Source organism: Afipia dichlorophenoxyacetatis (assembly GCF_055386385.1).
Genome location: NZ_AP029250.1, coordinates 634,945 through 650,618, shown reverse-complemented (window position 1 = coordinate 650,618; position 15,674 = coordinate 634,945). Strand labels below are relative to the sequence as shown.

Sequence of the window (15,674 nt, the reverse complement as noted above, 5' to 3'; positions counted from 1 at the left end):
TGTATAGAGACTTCTTTCAAGGACACACAATTGATTACTCAAGACGGCACGGTCATCGACCGGCCAGCGACTGCTGCTGACTTCAAGGTATTTGGCCTAGAGCTTGGCGTTCTATGCGCTCAGAATTTGCTGCAGGACAGCGAAAGCGTCTCTATTAAGCGGGAAGCCGTTCTTGCCCGGTTCTCTGCCGCAGCAGATCAGTACGTTGTCAGCCAGAAATCAGAAAATGGCATGACCGAAGCTGGCGAACGCGGCTACCGGTTGGGGTTTCTTCGAGGGCTTACCTCTCAACTCCTGCATCCAAATGCTCGCGTCGAAATTAAGCAGATGAAGGCCGCATCTCGTGACTGATCAAGTTGTTACCCAGCTCGTAATCGATGCCGATGTGAGCCAGGCAGAGAATTACACTAGAGCCATGCAGGGCGCAGCCGACGTCACCACCAATTTTCTTACCGTTACTCTCGCTGCTGGTGTGGGAATTGGCGCTATTTTTGCTGGCTTACGCGCTGCGGTTGACCAAGTCGGCGGCATCAATAAGCAATATGCGGACATTGCGGATAGCGCTCGAAATGCGCAGATGTCGGTCCGCGAGTTTCAAGAGACCCTTTACGCGGCAAAATCGCGAGGGGTTACGGACAAGGACTTCGTCTCCGGTCTAGATAGAATCAGTGACGACCTTCTAGCGGCAAGTCGCAGCGCCACTGACTTCGGCAAGCTGTTTGAAAAGAACGGGTTGTCGATCAAGGACGCAAATGGTGACCTTAAGACCACGAAGGATGCCCTCGCAGACATCTCGAATCTGGTTAAGAACGCACCGACCCCTGATGTCGAGCAAGCCATTCTTCGCATTGTTGGACTGACTAAAGACTGGTTGCCGCTGCTTCGCGATGGCTCTGACGAAATTGATAATCTTAAGACCAGAGCGGAATCTCTTGGCGTCATCGTTGATGACAACATCGTACAGCAAGCATCTGAATTCGATAAAGAATGGAAAACGGCTGTAGCGGCTTGGGATCTTCAGTTTAAAGCTGCGCTAGGTGGTGTTCTGCCACTGCTTATCCAGGCGGCAAATTTAGCGGCAACGATTCTGGAGGCGGCAGGTAAGGCCACTTCGTTTGTTACGAGGTCGTTTACCCCGATTGAGGATCAGTCGACTACTGATATAGAAAAGCAGATCGCTGCCGTGCAGTCACTGCGCAACAATATGCAGGACGTGAAGGACATTTACGATCTGATCCGAGACCCTACATCGTTGCTGAACACTCAAGGAACATTTTTTGATCGTTTAAGGGCATCATCGGTAGCTGTAAAACGCGATATAGAACTAACGAACCAAAAATCGATGCTGCTCGGCGATGGCCAAGCTGATCTGCAAACCGCAGACGATATGCTCGCGAAGCTCAAGAACCTTGCGTTCTGGAAGAAGCAGCTTATCGATCTTCCGAGCGTTGACGGCGTCAACCCAGCCGTATTCGGCAATAAAGCAACCAAGCTTCCGGATATCGAGGAACAGTCCGATGCACTTGACCGTGCAATCGAGCAGCTTGAAAAGCACACGGCACGCACCCAAGCGGATACGGAGGCTGTGGGGCTTGGTGCATCCGCGCTGGCTCAATCCCGTGCTGAAGCTAGCCTTTATACTGCCGCTCAGCAGGCCGGATACACCGGTCTCGAGAAGTACGCGGATAAATTCTACAGTCTTGCAGAAAGCGCCGGTAAGGCGGCTCAAGCCTTAGAGCTTGCCAAAGTAGCCTCTCAAATAGATTTCGGGGCGAAAACTGCGTTTCTGGGGCCGCAAGACCTACAGATTGCCCAGCAATTGCGTGGCATTTACGGAAACGACGTACCTGCGGCATTGGCGAGCAGTGAAGCCGCTGCTTTGCGTGTGAATATGGCGCTGAAGGACATCAGCGATACAGGCCGGTCGGTCGCTACGAGCTTCGCCACGGATTTCACCCATGCCTTGTCAAGTGGGTCAAATGCGTGGAGTTCGTTTGCACAGGCCGGTACCAATGCCCTGAATAAGATCAGCGACAAGCTTCTGAGCATGGCCGTTGATAACCTCTGGTCAAAGGCTTTTGGCGGGGCCGGAAGCGGTCTGCTAGGTGGTTTGGGTAGCTTCTTCGGACTTGGCAGTAGCGGACCGGGTAATGCCCTGCCGTCCAATGCTCTGCCAGGCGGTGGATATAGCGCGCCGATTGGACCGACGTTACCTGGGTTTGCCGATGGCACGACCAGTGCACCTGGTGGCTGGTCCATTGTTGGCGAGCATGGACCGGAGCGGATGTACGTGCCGAACGGCGCGCAGATCGTTCCGAATGGAGGATCTCCAGCGAACGACAACTCGCCGGTGAATGTTCACTTCGCTCCGGTCTACAACGTTACTGGCAACACCCAAGACATTGTCGATCTGAAACAGCAAATGGCGAGAGATCGCGCAGAATTTGAATCGCGAACGATTGCTGTCGTTAAGAGCGCTCAAAAAACAAGAAAACTGAAGTAATGGTGGCGGCGCTCCTCAATCGGAGCGCCGCTTTTCGGTATGTGTTATTTCGGTGGCTTACCGGTGGTTTGTTGCCTCTCCAGTTTATCCATCTGCTCTAGTTGTTTGGCTGCTTCTTTGTTGCTGGTCCCCGTTTGACCTTCTCTTTTCTTTGCCTCTGCAGCCTCTTGCGTCGTTGTGGTTTGGGTTGTTTTCTTGTCATCCCCGAAGGAAGATGTTGGGCCAACCACAACACTCGCCAGGAATATGATTCCGACCATCTTATGCATTGGAATCCTCCTTTGAAAAAAAAACGAGTGAGATTACCGTGTCCATACATGTCGATCTATTACCGAATAAGACTTACGGAAAGTCAGGCCTAGTGACGCTTGTTGTGTGGAAATGCCGCTATTTGCTTGCTGCAGCGGAGTACCGGTAAAACTTTGCTGCATGAAGTTGAATGGCAAGCAGCTTGGTGTTGTTGGCCCACGGGCCGTCGATCAATTCACCGACGCGACTAGATCTTCCTTCACGCCGCGAGCGACTATCTGAAGTGATCCATCCGGAAGCGGCCGCTGCAATTTGAGAGCCTCGTCAGATGGCGCTGTCATCCATGTGTTTACTTCGGCAGGTGTCGTAAGGATCACAGGCATGGCCTTCGGATGAATGGCACCGACTTCCGCGTTAGGCTCCGTCGTGAGGAAAGCGAACAGGTCGTTGTTCGTCTCTCCTTCTTTGACTTTGCGCACGGATGTCCAGTTGGTCCAGAGGCCAGCGAAGCAAGCAAGAGGACGCGTTTCGTCAAAAGCGAACCAGATGTCGCCGCCTTCGGCCTTGTTGAATTCGCTGAATGATGTGAACGGCACCACACAGCGGTTCTCCGTCCCCAACCATCGCGTCCAGTGTTTGCTCGTCACATTGCGGATGTTGGTCGTGCCGCCGTCAGGCTCCATGCGTAGCAACTCTTTGAAGTCGACAGGCTTGCCTTTGGCTTCCATTTTCGCGGCGCGTTTCTTCGTGGCCTGAAATAGGGCGGTCGCAGACGACGGCATACCCCAACGCGCCATGGTGATCTCGCGGCCGTCCGGTATGTTTCGGACGATTGGTGCTGGGTAATCGGGAAAGATACCGGGCATTGATGGAAGGTTGCCAACGCGGCTATTGAGCGCTGAGAACAATCGTCTGATTGCCTCGACATTCGTCGTCATCGAATAGAGGTTACACATCTAGATCGCGCCCTTCCTCTTCACCGATTGCATTGGCCGAAAGTCTTTCGGAGGTGTCGGAACAATGAAGTCGTCGCCAACCATCCATCGTCCATCGAACTTATGCCAAAACCTGATTGCATCGAACTGATAGGCGAACTCGTAAGTGGTCCATTGTATGAAGCCGAGCGTCAAGCGTTCGCCTGTTGCATCAAAGGGCACCTTGTTCAAGCGGCAGCATTCGACAATCTCGTCGTAATTTTCTTGGACGTAACATTCTTGAAGAGCCACGTGATAAGGGTGAGTTGAACGCCAATAGCGACCCACGCGCTTCATGCGCCTGGCTGGAAATTCCGGCTCTGCCTTTAAGAATTCAGGTAAGCGCGCAATAGCCTTGGCGATCCTTCGCGCCTCATCGCTCGTTAGATACTGGTGGGCGAAGGTGTACTTCTGCGCGTGGATGTCGTCGCGAAAATAGACATACGCCAAGGCAAAGCCGCTTGAATCCTTAATCGCGTACCCATGGGTGTTCTGTTCCACCGTCCAAGGGGGCGGAAAACGGCGTTTTTGTTCGCTTGACTCCATGAGAACAAAATAGGAACATTCACGGGTAGCCGTCAATACGTGGCAGGGAATTTACCCCCTGAAGCGGGCTCACATGATCAGTCCGTTCGGCCCGCAAAAAAAAACGTGTGAACGCGGTTGCGCGTACCTCGATCGTGTGAGGCGCAAAGATCAACGAAGTCGGAGCATGACTCATGGACAACTTTGTTCAAGACCTCACACAGCGATTTAACTGCTTGAGGCTCCTTTACATGAATGACGGGAAACCTGACCTTGACGACGCCATTGGCAGTTGCGTGCGAAACTACAATGAACACGAAAAGATAATGATCAATATCTTTGATCGTTTATCGAACACATCTGACGCAATTCCATTGGATACGCTTGCCAAGGCCGAGGAATTACGCAGAAGGCTGCCACAGAGTTTTGACGAGATGCTTGATCTGCTAGTGGACCACGTGGGGCATCAATCTGGATGTTTCGAACCAGTGGATGCTGATGAGTTCCTTCAAAAGGTCATCGAATTCGTCACCCAGCGAGAAAACAATCCGTCAATATTTACCGCTGTGGCAAGACCCGATGCCGTCTCTTGAATTCGTCCGCAGAGAAATCGAGTACATGCGTGGCCAGGTAGGACGCCAGCGCAAGGATATCTTGAGGCTTCAACGTGCTGGGATTTCGACGGCGTCTGCCGAAGAGTTATTGCAGCGTATGCTGGATAAGATCGACGGCCTTTGCGCACAAAGAGACAAGCTAAAGGCCGAACTCCTACCGTCGAAGGGAAAAGTTCTCGGCGGTCGGAAGTGGTAAGCGCAAGTACGCGAAACGGGCCGCACCTGCCACCTTGTGCCTTGCCATTGCCTTCTCTGCCATCACGCGCTGCCTAGCCGCCTTTGTGTAACGGGTGACTTCCTTCGAAGTCTGGTGGCCTGTGAGGGACATGATTTCGTTTTCCGACGATCCAAGCTCTGCCAACTGGGATGCAAACGCCTTACGGAGTCCGTGAGCGCGACCGGGGACCTTTGCGGTCTTACACGCGCCAGCAAAAAACATATTGAACGTGTTCGCGATGTACGGCTTGCCAAACGTGTTGTGCAGGAAAGTATCTTCGCCGGTCACAGTGTTGTCCAGCACGTGCTGCAGTTCTGGCCGGATAGGCACCTGCATGTGAACCGGTTTTTTGTTCCGGTTCTTGTGCTGCGTGAAGTGAAGCCAACCTTCTTTTACATTGTGCGGTCCAAACGCAATGATGTCCGACAAACGCTGGCCGGTGTAAAGCAGCAGAGAAAACGCCAATCGCTCACGCGAACCAATAGGCCACTTCTTTTCGAACTTTTCAACTTCCTCAATTGTCCAAGAATGGTGCCCATCGACATTGTTGCTGCGGATAAAAGGAACGTCGCGAGTTGGATTAACTTCGCAGTGATCCGCATCTACGCCGAACTTAAAGACACTGCGCAAGCATTTAAGCCAATCACTGGCTGTACCTGGTTTATGAGCCACGCGGTCACGCATCGCTCGCACAGCTTTTTTATTCCATGCCGATACCAGTACGTCGCCCATAAGAATATTACTTCCGGGCTTCGTTGGCTCTTTGCAGATCTTCAAAAGAGTATTCTTACGACGCGGCGCTGTTAGTGTCTGGTCTAGTTCTTTAAACTCTGCAGATGCAAAGTATTGCTCACAAAGCCAACTGAAGGTTCCGACCTTCTGCGGCTTAATGCTCTGAGTTAGAACGACACCACCACTCGCCGCTTTGTACTCGGCCATGAACGATGGCGTCCACGGAATGCCGCGTATCCTGATCTTCTTTTGGCCGACACGACGAAAGTAAAATCGCTCTTTGCCGTCCGGTCCTTTATCTTTTGAAACGTACTTTGGTAATTTGATCTTCACGGCGCAAACTCTATGATTTCCTCACCGTAAATTGCGGTCGCGTTCCCACCATCCAGTAAGTCGAATGCCTTATCAACCGCGATCCGATCCCAGATCGTTCTTTGATAAAAACGTTTCGGCTGGGGCATGTCGCCTTCGGCCACCATCCTGTCGAATATGACTGGCGACACGCCGATGTATTGCGCGGCCATCAAGCGGGCTAGGCCACGCGGCCATTGAGGGAAGCGATGGTCTATTTTCATGAAGCGACCTTGTTCAATTTTGCACGCTGAAGGCTGGCGCTCGTCATGCATGCATTGTTGTGAGAGACGCGCCTTAGTGAACACACAAGAGTCTTCGTGCCAACAGCAAGTACGCACCGATATTCGGTTTGAAATGATCAAATAAAACCGATTTTGGATGCGAGAAATGACTTGCGAACACCGACGTTGATGGCATCGTGTCGCCGGGCTTCAGAACCCCAAACAGTAAAGCAATTGAAAAACGCTCATCAGTATTGCGTATAGGCCAAGCGATGGCCGGGGGCGGACGCGCTGTCCAGACCGTTAGGTTAAAAGCGTCCGGCTTGCTGCTGGCAAGTTCTGAACCCCCGGTTGCTCGGTCTGTCACTGAGCGGGCCTTCAGAAGCCAAAACAGCGAGCGATCAATGGACATCAATAGCTACTCGCTATCGAGCAATAGCGTGCATCAACTTGCAGCCACAAGGCAGCAGATTTTGGATAGCGAAGACGCGAGTCAGGACGACAGGCTGACAGCCGTCGAAGCGGCTATTTTGGCTGCACCAATATCAAGCGACGGGGATCGCGAAGCGAAGCGTAAAATTCTCTTTCAAACTGGCGAGCCAGATTTTGCGGATGTCTTCATACAAAAGCTCGCACTTAGTCTCTGCTGAACAGAAAAGGCCTCCTTCGGGAGGCTTCTTCTTTTTGGATGATAGATCGAACAGGTTACTTCCTGCGACGAGCGTCAAGCCCCTCTTATGTCAAACTATTTAACTGGTCCGATGGAGAAGTGGATGAACCACCCAACTGCAGCCAACGATAACCAACCGCGCCGCTCGTCGTTACCGGCATCCCTTCCTCCACGTGGGCTGTCCCGTGAAATGGCTGCAGAATACTTTGGCATCTCACCATCTAGCTTCGATCTTGGCGTGAAGGACCGGACCATACCCGGCCCGAGAAGATTTCGTGGCCGCGTCATTTGGGATCGGCACGAACTGGATCGTGCATTTGAAAACCTGCCAAGCGACGACTCTGACGCAAATCCGTGGGATAAGGCTCTCGCTCTCCAATGACCGATTGGCCCTATGTTCTCAAAGACAAAGATCGGCACGGCAACGTGCGAATCTATTTCCGCAAACGTGGCCAGCGAAAAATTCGCCTGCCCGACAAAATTGGTTCGCGAGACTTTAAGCTTGCCTATGCCGAAGCACTAAGCGGGAAACTGGCACCCGCGCCCACTCTGATGAGGGACCGTCGTCCGAAGGATGGCAGTATGAGGTCTCTGGTGGTCGCTTATTATACGAGCGCCCAATTCAAAGCCTTGGACGGACGGACGCAGATGGTAAGACGCCGTGCGTTGGATAGACTCTGCGAAAAGCACGGGGAGCTTCCGGGCAATTCAGTTTTGCCTCGTCATATCCTCGCCATTCGCGATCAGATCTCCGAAACACCGGAGGCTGCGAATCAGCTTTTGAAGTTCTTGCGGCAGGTATTTGCTCATGCGGTGGTCACTAACCTTTGCGACTCTAACCCCGCGCGGGACGTGCCCTACCTTGCGTCGCAATCGGAAGGCTTCCACTCGTGGTCAATCGAAGAGGTTGAGCAATTTGAAGCCGCCCATCCTATCGGCAGCAAGGCACGACTTGCGATGGCGTTGATGCTCTACACGGGCCAGCGGCGTTCCGACGCCGTCCTGCTCGGGCCAGAACACCTTAAAAATGGGTGGCTGATATTTACCCAGCAGAAGAACAAGAAACGCAAACCGATTCGTATGGAGATACCCGTTCGACCGGAATTGCGAAGCATCCTTGCTGCCAGCGCGACCGGCAAAGAGACTTTCTTAGTTACGGAATTCAACAAGCCATTCACTTCGAACGGCTTTGGCAACTGGTTTCGCAAGCAATGTGACGCGGCGGGCCTGTCGCACTGTACGGCGCACGGATTACGGAAGGCTGCTGCAGCACGGCTGGCTGAATTGGGTGCACCAGAAAACGAAATCATGGCCATTACGGGCCATCGAACATCGAAGGAAATTACCCGATACACACGCGGCGCTCGCCAGCGCGTGTTGGCCGAGAACGCCATGGCACGCTTTGCCCACCCCAATGTGTCCCACTCTTCGCCGAAAAGCGGAAAAGTGCCCCACCGGCCCGAAGAAGAGATTGAAATCTTTGATGAAATAAATCGAATGGTGCCCAGGGGCGGGATCGAACCACCGACACTGCGATTTTCAGTCGCATGCTCTACCAACTGAGCTACCTGGGCGCCGCCCCGAAGCAAGTTCAGGGAGAGCGCCGGTTTATAGTGAGACCGAACGATCCTGTCCAGCCACCTGCGGCGCATTCTTAGCCCCGACAGGGGTGAAAATTTCCCAATGATTACCGGAAATTAGCCGACGCTCGCCCATTACCGCGAAGATTGCCGCAACAAGATCGGGGAGGATTATTCACATGATGGGCTGATCACCCCCGCCGGTGACGGGACTATTTCAGCTCTCCGCATCATCCTCGTCGTCGCCCTCACGGGCCGGAATGGCGTAGGACCCCGATAGCCAGCGATTCAGGTCGATATCGCGGCAGCGCTCCGAACAGAACGGTTTCGACGCTTCGATCGACGGCTTACCGCAGATCGGGCAAGGCTTGGCAGGACGTGCCTTCGCTTTATCGTCAGTTGGCATTCAACCAGCCAAAACGGATCGGAAAACCTTCACCGCCCAGCAAGGCGGTGGTCTCGTACAAAGGCAGGCCGACAACGTTGGTATAGGAGCCGACCATCTTGACCACAAATGACCCCGCGATGCCTTGCACTGCGTAGCCACCGGCTTTGCTGCGCCACTCACCGGAGCCAATATAGGACTCAATATCGTCCTCGTTCAGCCGTTTGAAACGCACACGCGTCTCGACCAGCCGCTGTCGGAAGGTCTCCTTCGGCGTTACCAGGCAAATCGCCGTGTAAACCCGATGATTGCGGCCCGACAGCAGACGCAGACATTGCGAGGCTTCGTCCACCAGTTCCGCCTTCGGCAGGATCCGCCGTCCGACCGCGACGACCGTATCGGCTGCCAGAATATAGGCGCCGCGCAGTTCATCGTCGAGCTGGACCGACTTCAGCGCGGCATCCGCCTTCGCACGTGCAAGCCGGTTGGCACAGGCCCGCGGCAGCTCGCCACGCTTCGGCGTCTCGTCCACATCGGCGGGGCGTAGCGCATCGGGCTCGATGCCCACCTGATTGAGCAGGCTGAGGCGCCGCGGCGAGCCGGACGCGAGAACGAATTTAGAACGGCCTAACATGCGGGATGGGTCAATTCGATCTGAGGTTAGTGGGCGCGGAAACTATCCGAAGGTTGCCGGAACGACAACAGCACAGGATTGGCATATTCGGCGGCTTTTCGGGACGAAATAATCATCACTCGGCCAGCACACGGGACGACACCGGAAAGGGATGCCACCAACCGGACGTTGGCTCGGCTCAGGTGCCTCCCCGGACCGCAAGCCGCGTGATCATTGCGCGGCCTACTCGTTCGCCATACCGGGCGACCCGAACCGCTTGCGGATTTTCTGCAGCAAACCGTCGCGCACCGCACGATAGGCATCGAGCTGCAGCTCACGGCGACCTTCAACGCCGACGGGATCGGGCGTTGGCCAGTATTCGACTTCCGTTGCAAGGGTCGCTGTCAACTGCAGCGCCTTGTGATGGGCCTCGGGGGAGAGCGTGACGATCAGATCAAAATTGAATCCCTCCCAGTCTTCCAGGTCCTTGACCGTCCAAGGTTTGTGGTTGGAAATGTCGAGGCCGATTTCCTTCATCACCGCAACCGCAAACGGATCAAGATCAGCCTTGCTGACACCCGCCGACTGCACATAAAGCCCGCGCGGAACGAGATGGCGCAACAAGCACGCCGCCGTGGGCGACCGGACGCTGTTCTGTCCGCACATGAACAGGACGGCCTGCGGGGAACGCGCCATCATACGCGCTCACCCTTTCCAGTGAAGAACTGAGATCAGCGTAAACAACCGGCGCGAGGTCTCGAAATCCAAGCGCACCTTACCTTCAAGCCGTTCCATCAGCGTCCGCGATCCTTCGTCGTGAACGCCACGACGCCCCATATCGATCGCTTCGATCTTGTCAGGGGTCGCGGTGCGGATCGCCTGATAGTAGCTGTCGCAGATCATGAAATAGTCCTTCACGATCCGGCGGAACGGCGTCAGCGATAACAGATGGACGACCACAGGCGTGCCGTCCTCGCGCTTGATGTCGAACATCAGGCGATTGCCGGTAATGCCGATGTGCAGCGTGAAAGGGCCCGGCGGCACACCTTCAGGCACGAATAGATTCTGCTCCACCAGATCGTAGATCGCGATTGCACGCTCATGCTCGATATCGGGCCCTGAACGTCCGATGGATTCTTCATCGAGCGTCACCGCGACGATGCGGTAGCCGACATCATCATCTGGCGGAGGCGTACTCATGGCAGGTTGAGGCGTATTCCGACGGACCGCGCATGGGCATCAAGGCCTTCGGCCTTGCCCAGCGTCATCGCAGCAGGCCCGAGGGTACGCAGCTGCTCCGGCCCGCACTTCAGGATCGACGTCCGCTTCATGAAATCGAGCACGCCCAGTCCCGACGAGAAGCGAGCCGATCGCGCTGTCGGCAGCACGTGGTTCGATCCGCCCACATAGTCTCCAATCGCCTCTGGCGTATGCGCGCCGAGGAAGATGGCGCCAGCGTTTCTGATGCGTGTGCTCAGGCTCTCCGGATCAGCGGTGATGATTTCCAGATGCTCGGCAGCGATGGCATCGGCGAGCGCCACGGATTCATCCAATGTTTTGACAAGGATCACAGCGCCGAAATCGTTCCACGACGCACGCGCGATTTCAGCGCGCGGCAATGTCGTCAACTGCGCTTCGACCGCACGCTCGACCGCGGCTGCAAGCGATGCATCGTCGGTGATGAGAATCGACTGCGCGTTGGCGTCGTGTTCTGCCTGCGCCAGCAAATCGGCCGCAATCCAGTCCGGATTCGCACCTCGGTCGGCGATCACCAGTACTTCGGAGGGGCCTGCGATCATGTCGATGCCGACCTTGCCGAAGACAAGACGCTTGGCGGCTGCGACATACGCATTGCCGGGACCGACAATCTTCGCCACCGGCTTGATGGTCGCGGTGCCATACGCCATCGCGGCGACAGCCTGCGCACCACCCACGCGATAGATCTCCGACACGCCACCGAGCCTTGCCGCCGCGAGCACTAGCGGATTGAGCTTGTTGTCAGGCGACGGCACCACCATCACCACACGATCGACACCGGCGACTTTCGCCGGCACCGCATTCATCAACACCGATGAGGGATATGCTGCTGTCCCGCCCGGCACGTAAAGACCTACCGCTTCGATCGCACTCCAGCGCCAACCGAGTTCAACGCCCTGCGCGTCTGTAAAACGCTCATCCTTCGGCAATTGACGTTTGTGAAAAAGCTCGATGCGATCGCGCGCGAGTTTCAGCGCATCGACGGTCCTATCGTCACAGGCTTTGACGGCAGCATCGACCTCGTCCGCTGTGATCCGCAGCCCATCGGCTGAAACATCCAGACGGTCGAATTTCCGGGTGGCTTCGACCAACGCGGCATCACCGCGCCTGGCGACATCGTCCACGATGGCACGCGCAGCCGCGTCGATGTCGGCCGAGACCTCACGCTTCATGGCGAGGAAGGCATTGAAACGCGTGGCGAAGTCGGCGGCGCTGCTGTCGAGACGAAGGGGCATTGTCGTGAAGAATTCTCTGGTCGAGGACTAAGAACAAATGGTCCTAACCCTTAGCATCCCTGACGCAAGATCGCGAGCCGGGGAATCGACAGGAAAACGTCTAAAGCCCTGTCCTGTCGGAAAAATCACTCCCGTCGGAACGGCCGTCGCCGGAGGTCTCGTCCAACGCCTCGCCAAACACGTCGCAGGCGAGATCGGCCAGTTCGCATTCAAGACATTCGACATCGAGCCGAAGGACGCCGCCGCTGGCGAACAGCAACAGGACGTTGCCGCCGGGGGCATCGGTGGGATGGAATTCGAGGCCCAAAAGCTTCAGGGGCCGTTCCGGCGTGGCCATATCGATGTTCCGCGCCTTGCAGGCGAGGACCCGATCGAACCGCAGAGCGGAAATGACCTGATGCGGGGCTCCCTGCCCGGCAAGGATTTCCTCGCAATCCGGCCGCCGCATCCCGACAACCAGCCGCTTTTCGCCCTGCCGCCAGATGATGTCGCTCGCCACAATGCAGGCGTCCTGGACATGCGCCGAGATCACAGCCAGGTCATCTTCATCGAGAGCGATCAGCTTGTGTGGCGACATCGACCCTCGCTAGTACCCGCTTTCCGAAGTTCGTAACACGTCGCAGCACCTGCTTTGCGAACTTCGGAAAGCAAAGGGTACTAGCAACCTATGATTCTAGTACCGCTATCGATTTGAAGTCCCTGGACGAGATCGCCGCAACTGCTACAGGGACTTCAGATCGGCGGTACTAGGACGTTTTCCTACCCGCTGATGCGCTCGATGGTGGCACCGCAGGCTGACAGTTTTTCCTCAAGCCGTTCGAAACCACGGTCGAGGTGATAGACGCGGTTGACGACCGTTTCCCCCTCGGCAGCAAGTGCCGCGATCACCAGTGACACCGACGCACGAAGATCGGTCGCCATGACCGGCGCGCCGCGCAGCTTGGACGTACCCTCGACAATAGCAGTTTCACCGTCCAGCGAAATACGCGCGCCGAACCGCGCGAGTTCCTGAACGTGCATGAAACGGTTCTCGAAAATCGTCTCGGTAATATGAGAGGATCCCTTGGCGGTTGTCATCAGCGCCATGAGCTGCGCCTGCAGATCCGTCGGGAAACCGGGGAATGGTGCCGTTGAAACGACAACCGGATTGATGCCGGCACCGTTCCGCGCAACACGAATGCCTTCGTTATTCGGCGTAACAACAGCGCCGGCTTCGGCCAGCACATCGAGGGCCGACTGCAGCAGTTCCGGACGGGCACCGGCGAGTTGCACGTCGCCACCGGTCATTGCGACAGCCATAGCGTAAGTTCCGGTCTCAATACGATCCGGCAGCACGGTGTGCCGGGCGCCGTGGAGCTTGGTAACGCCTTCAACCACGATGCGCGGCGTGCCTGCACCGACAATCTTCGCGCCCATCTTATTGAGACAATCCGCGACATCGGCGATCTCAGGCTCGCAGGCCGCATTGATGATAACGGTGGTGCCCTTTGCCAGCGTCGCAGCCATCAGCGCAACATGCGTGCCACTGACGGTCACTTTTGGAAAATCGATTTCAGCGCCGATCAAGCCATTCGGCGCGGTAGCCACAGCATAACCACCGTCGATCTGAATCGTCGCGCCGAGCTTCTCGAGCGCCATGATCAACAGATCCACCGGACGCGTGCCGATGGCACAGCCACCGGGCAGCGACACCTTCGCCACTTTCATGCGCGCCAGCAGCGGCGCGATCACCCAGAAGCTCGCACGCATTTTCGAGACGAGTTCATACGGGGCCGTGGTGTCGATAATGTTCGCAGCCGAAATGTGCAGGGTCTGGCCCTGATATTCGTGGTCGCCCGGCCGCTTGCCGGCGGCCATGATGTCCACGCCATGATTGCCGAGAATGCGCTGAAGCTGCACGACGTCGGCGAGGCGAGGCACGTTGTCGAGGATCAGCGTTTCGTCCGTCAGGAGGCCTGCGATCATCAACGGAAGGGCAGCATTCTTTGCGCCGGAGATTTGAATGGTGCCATTGAGCTTATTGCCGCCGACGATGCGAATGCGATCCATACCAAACCTGCCTTTTCCGGATAAATTGTCTTAGCGTGTTTCAGGCGATGTGGAAACCGTCGCACGGATCGCCGCCACGAAAGCCTATAGTCCCCAAAAGCTTCAGCTTTTCAGTCTAATGCAACCAATTTCGCTGGAATTGTGTCGCCTGGACCGGGATCGGCATAATCCGGCCCACCGTTGCCGAATCACACCACCCGGTTGATGTCCTCGTTTTCCAGAATCCGCGTCGGATAACCACGTTTGGCAACCCTCAGCATAGCCCGACCGATCTGCTCAGTGGACGTGACGTATTTCGGCGCAACCCTGCGCAGAAACGTCAGAAGCGGCCCGGCCACGACATAGATCGCCTGATACCAGGCAGTCTTGGACTTGATCCCGTGCAACGGCTGGATCGCGCCGGGCCTGAACATGTAGACCGCCTTGAACGGCAGCCTCAAGAGATCGTTTTCGGTCTTGCCCTTGACCCGCGCCCACATCACACGGCCCTGCTCCGTGCTGTCGGTGCTGGCCCCGGTCACATAGACAAACGTCATATCCGGATTGAGCCGCACGAGCGTTCGCGCAGCGGCCAGCGTGATGTCGTAGGTCACGCGGCGATAATCTTCTTCGCTCATTCCTAGCGACGTCACGCCAAGACAGAAGAAGCAGGCATCATAGCCGGACAGATCATGTTCGATCGCCGAATAATCCAGGAAATCCGAGTGAACAATTTCACGCAGTTTTGGATGCGGCTGGCCGGTGGCGCTTCGTCCGATGGTAAGAACATCGATCACATCGGGATCGAGCAGGCATTCACGCAGAACGCCTTGCCCGACCATACCAGTCGCGCCGAACAGAATGACTCTCATCGGCGCTCTACCGCTTCGCCAATATTACGCTGGCCGGAATCGCCGAATACCGAGAACAATCGCAAAAATGAAGAAAACCAGCACCACGCCTTGCGTAATCGCGAAAGGCGGCTCGGTACCCGTCGGGGCGTACACGTTCAACAACGCGACTTTCAGAAACGACTGCGCGACCAGCACGAAGACGTTGAACCACAACGCCAGCATCGCGGTCACGATATAAACCGGACGCCATACGCCGACGAGGCCCTTGCCATAATACGCATAAAGCGCAACAGCGAGCATCACCAGCGAGATGGCGGCGACAATATGCGACGGCAGGACCTTGGCGAACGGAAACAGAAACCCGGTCGCGTTCGTGAGGATCGTCGTCAGAAGAAACAACGCGGTCCAGCCGGGCAGCTTGTTCGATGCAAGAATGCCGCCTGCGACAATGAAGCCGAAGGCGATGCCAAGCATGCTGAGAATGAGATGGAAAACCGTAAATGCCTGCAGACTCATACCTAAAATCATGATGCGCCCCTATCTTTAAGGTGATTCAAGGCTACAGCATGCGCACACCAGCGCAACAGGACTTCGACAGGATTGCGCTAGCTTCCAGAATTTGTGAAGAGCACCTGCCGTGGCTCGACGCGACAGACGCTCTAA

General features: G+C 55.9%; 19 protein-coding genes, 1 tRNA gene and 1 pseudogene. 5 read left to right on the top strand and 16 right to left on the bottom strand.

Annotation, left to right across the window (positions count from 1 at the left end; translation table 11 throughout):
• The first annotated feature begins 30 nt into the window (after window positions 1-30).
• Complete coding sequence (locus ACZ5C3_RS03060; protein ID WP_464035159.1) at window positions 31-351, top strand: hypothetical protein; 321 nt, start codon at window positions 31-33, stop codon at window positions 349-351.
• Entirely contained in the window at window positions 344-2,503 is a 2,160-nt protein-coding gene (locus ACZ5C3_RS03055; protein WP_464035157.1) for a phage tail tape measure protein, read from the top strand. Before ACZ5C3_RS03060 ends, ACZ5C3_RS03055 begins: the two co-directional genes overlap by 8 nt.
• Before the next feature lie 44 nt (window positions 2,504-2,547).
• On the opposite strand, the gene ACZ5C3_RS03050 is transcribed toward ACZ5C3_RS03055, so the two are convergent.
• The 3 genes from ACZ5C3_RS03050 to ACZ5C3_RS03040 form a co-directional block, all read right to left on the bottom strand.
• The gene (locus ACZ5C3_RS03050) at window positions 2,548-2,772 is read right to left on the bottom strand and encodes a hypothetical protein (protein ID WP_464035156.1); all 225 of its coding nucleotides are present in this window, start codon (window positions 2,770-2,772) and stop codon (window positions 2,548-2,550) included.
• 210 nt (window positions 2,773-2,982) lie between these two features.
• The gene (locus tag ACZ5C3_RS03045) at window positions 2,983-3,708 is read right to left on the bottom strand and encodes an SOS response-associated peptidase (RefSeq protein WP_464035154.1); all 726 of its coding nucleotides are present in this window, start codon (window positions 3,706-3,708) and stop codon (window positions 2,983-2,985) included.
• Window positions 3,709-4,308, bottom strand: coding sequence for a hypothetical protein (locus ACZ5C3_RS03040; RefSeq protein ID WP_464035152.1), 600 nt, complete (start codon window positions 4,306-4,308; stop codon window positions 3,709-3,711).
• A 137-nt stretch (window positions 4,309-4,445) separates the two neighbouring features.
• Here ACZ5C3_RS03040 and ACZ5C3_RS03035 point away from each other — a divergent pair, with 137 nt between their 5' ends.
• Window positions 4,446-4,844: a hypothetical protein gene (locus ACZ5C3_RS03035; protein WP_464035150.1), complete on the top strand. Its 399-nt coding sequence runs from the start codon at window positions 4,446-4,448 to the stop codon at window positions 4,842-4,844.
• A 175-nt stretch (window positions 4,845-5,019) separates the two neighbouring features.
• On the opposite strand, the gene ACZ5C3_RS03030 is transcribed toward ACZ5C3_RS03035, so the two are convergent.
• From ACZ5C3_RS03030 to ACZ5C3_RS03020, 3 genes are read right to left on the bottom strand one after another with little or no spacing between them, the layout of a single operon-like run.
• Window positions 5,020-6,147 (bottom strand): tyrosine-type recombinase/integrase, encoded by a 1,128-nt coding sequence (locus ACZ5C3_RS03030; RefSeq protein ID WP_464035148.1) that lies wholly within the window; start codon window positions 6,145-6,147, stop codon window positions 5,020-5,022.
• Window positions 6,144-6,440: a hypothetical protein gene (locus ACZ5C3_RS03025; RefSeq protein ID WP_464035147.1), complete on the bottom strand. Its 297-nt coding sequence runs from the start codon at window positions 6,438-6,440 to the stop codon at window positions 6,144-6,146. Before ACZ5C3_RS03025 ends, ACZ5C3_RS03030 begins: the two co-directional genes overlap by 4 nt.
• A gap of 22 nt (window positions 6,441-6,462) precedes the next feature.
• A complete protein-coding gene (locus ACZ5C3_RS03020) occupies window positions 6,463-6,801 on the bottom strand; it encodes a hypothetical protein (RefSeq protein ID WP_464035146.1) in 339 nt (112 codons plus the stop codon).
• Between ACZ5C3_RS03020 and ACZ5C3_RS03015 the strand changes: the two genes are divergently transcribed.
• Both ACZ5C3_RS03015 and ACZ5C3_RS03010 read left to right on the top strand, forming a co-directional pair.
• Window positions 6,794-7,039, top strand: a complete 246-nt coding sequence (locus ACZ5C3_RS03015) for a hypothetical protein (RefSeq protein ID WP_464035144.1) — start codon at window positions 6,794-6,796, stop codon at window positions 7,037-7,039. The two genes, ACZ5C3_RS03020 and ACZ5C3_RS03015, sit on opposite strands and share 8 nt — an antisense overlap.
• 398 nt (window positions 7,040-7,437) lie before the next feature.
• Window positions 7,438-8,415: pseudogene (locus ACZ5C3_RS03010) on the top strand (tyrosine-type recombinase/integrase); the annotation flags it as partial.
• Between the two features lie 142 nt (window positions 8,416-8,557).
• Here ACZ5C3_RS03010 and ACZ5C3_RS03005 read toward each other — a convergent pair.
• The 10 genes from ACZ5C3_RS03005 to ACZ5C3_RS02960 all read right to left on the bottom strand — a co-directional run bounded on the left by ACZ5C3_RS03005 (window position 8,558) and on the right by ACZ5C3_RS02960 (window position 15,539).
• A tRNA-Phe gene (locus tag ACZ5C3_RS03005) sits at window positions 8,558-8,633 on the bottom strand.
• A gap of 223 nt (window positions 8,634-8,856) precedes the next feature.
• The gene (gene yacG, locus ACZ5C3_RS03000; RefSeq protein ID WP_464035142.1) at window positions 8,857-9,045 is read right to left on the bottom strand and encodes a DNA gyrase inhibitor YacG; all 189 of its coding nucleotides are present in this window, start codon (window positions 9,043-9,045) and stop codon (window positions 8,857-8,859) included.
• Window positions 9,035-9,658, bottom strand: coding sequence for a Maf-like protein (locus ACZ5C3_RS02995; protein ID WP_464035140.1), 624 nt, complete (start codon window positions 9,656-9,658; stop codon window positions 9,035-9,037). The genes yacG and ACZ5C3_RS02995 overlap by 11 nt, the downstream gene beginning before the upstream one ends.
• Window positions 9,659-9,880: 222 nt before the next feature.
• Window positions 9,881-10,333 (bottom strand): arsenate reductase ArsC, encoded by a 453-nt coding sequence (locus ACZ5C3_RS02990; protein ID WP_464038242.1) that lies wholly within the window; start codon window positions 10,331-10,333, stop codon window positions 9,881-9,883.
• 9 nt (window positions 10,334-10,342) lie between these two features.
• Window positions 10,343-10,837 carry a UPF0262 family protein gene (locus ACZ5C3_RS02985; protein ID WP_464035138.1) on the bottom strand — a complete coding sequence of 165 codons (495 nt, stop codon included), beginning with the start codon at window positions 10,835-10,837 and terminating at the stop codon, window positions 10,343-10,345.
• A complete protein-coding gene (gene hisD / locus ACZ5C3_RS02980) occupies window positions 10,834-12,129 on the bottom strand; it encodes a histidinol dehydrogenase (protein WP_464035137.1) in 1,296 nt (431 codons plus the stop codon). The genes ACZ5C3_RS02985 and hisD overlap by 4 nt, the downstream gene beginning before the upstream one ends.
• A 100-nt stretch (window positions 12,130-12,229) precedes the next feature.
• Window positions 12,230-12,706 (bottom strand): DUF2948 family protein, encoded by a 477-nt coding sequence (locus tag ACZ5C3_RS02975; RefSeq protein WP_464035135.1) that lies wholly within the window; start codon window positions 12,704-12,706, stop codon window positions 12,230-12,232.
• A 182-nt stretch (window positions 12,707-12,888) separates the two neighbouring features.
• A complete protein-coding gene (gene murA / locus ACZ5C3_RS02970; RefSeq protein WP_464035134.1) occupies window positions 12,889-14,178 on the bottom strand; it encodes a UDP-N-acetylglucosamine 1-carboxyvinyltransferase in 1,290 nt (429 codons plus the stop codon).
• A 188-nt stretch (window positions 14,179-14,366) separates the two neighbouring features.
• A complete protein-coding gene (locus ACZ5C3_RS02965; RefSeq protein WP_464035132.1) occupies window positions 14,367-15,029 on the bottom strand; it encodes an NAD-dependent epimerase/dehydratase family protein in 663 nt (220 codons plus the stop codon).
• A gap of 24 nt (window positions 15,030-15,053) precedes the next feature.
• Complete coding sequence (locus ACZ5C3_RS02960; protein WP_464035130.1) at window positions 15,054-15,539, bottom strand: hypothetical protein; 486 nt, start codon at window positions 15,537-15,539, stop codon at window positions 15,054-15,056.
• Window positions 15,540-15,674 lie beyond the last annotated feature (135 nt).

Coding starts and splice junctions, on each gene's coding strand:
- ACZ5C3_RS03020 (WP_464035146.1), bottom strand. CDS start 6,801: ATGTCCATTGATCGCTCGCTGTTTTGGCTTCTGAAGGCCCGCTCAGTG.
- ACZ5C3_RS03035 (WP_464035150.1), top strand. CDS start 4,446: ATGGACAACTTTGTTCAAGACCTCACACAGCGATTTAACTGCTTGAGG.
- ACZ5C3_RS02975 (WP_464035135.1), bottom strand. CDS start 12,706: ATGTCGCCACACAAGCTGATCGCTCTCGATGAAGATGACCTGGCTGTG.
- ACZ5C3_RS02960 (WP_464035130.1), bottom strand. CDS start 15,539: ATGATTTTAGGTATGAGTCTGCAGGCATTTACGGTTTTCCATCTCATT.
- ACZ5C3_RS02990 (WP_464038242.1), bottom strand. CDS start 10,333: ATGGCGCGTTCCCCGCAGGCCGTCCTGTTCATGTGCGGACAGAACAGC.
- ACZ5C3_RS02965 (WP_464035132.1), bottom strand. CDS start 15,029: ATGAGAGTCATTCTGTTCGGCGCGACTGGTATGGTCGGGCAAGGCGTT.
- ACZ5C3_RS02985 (WP_464035138.1), bottom strand. CDS start 10,837: ATGAGTACGCCTCCGCCAGATGATGATGTCGGCTACCGCATCGTCGCG.
- ACZ5C3_RS02995 (WP_464035140.1), bottom strand. CDS start 9,658: ATGTTAGGCCGTTCTAAATTCGTTCTCGCGTCCGGCTCGCCGCGGCGC.
- hisD (WP_464035137.1), bottom strand. CDS start 12,129: ATGCCCCTTCGTCTCGACAGCAGCGCCGCCGACTTCGCCACGCGTTTC.
- ACZ5C3_RS03045 (WP_464035154.1), bottom strand. CDS start 3,708: ATGTGTAACCTCTATTCGATGACGACGAATGTCGAGGCAATCAGACGA.
- ACZ5C3_RS03025 (WP_464035147.1), bottom strand. CDS start 6,440: ATGCATGACGAGCGCCAGCCTTCAGCGTGCAAAATTGAACAAGGTCGC.
- yacG (WP_464035142.1), bottom strand. CDS start 9,045: ATGCCAACTGACGATAAAGCGAAGGCACGTCCTGCCAAGCCTTGCCCG.
- ACZ5C3_RS03050 (WP_464035156.1), bottom strand. CDS start 2,772: ATGCATAAGATGGTCGGAATCATATTCCTGGCGAGTGTTGTGGTTGGC.
- ACZ5C3_RS03015 (WP_464035144.1), top strand. CDS start 6,794: ATGGACATCAATAGCTACTCGCTATCGAGCAATAGCGTGCATCAACTT.
- murA (WP_464035134.1), bottom strand. CDS start 14,178: ATGGATCGCATTCGCATCGTCGGCGGCAATAAGCTCAATGGCACCATT.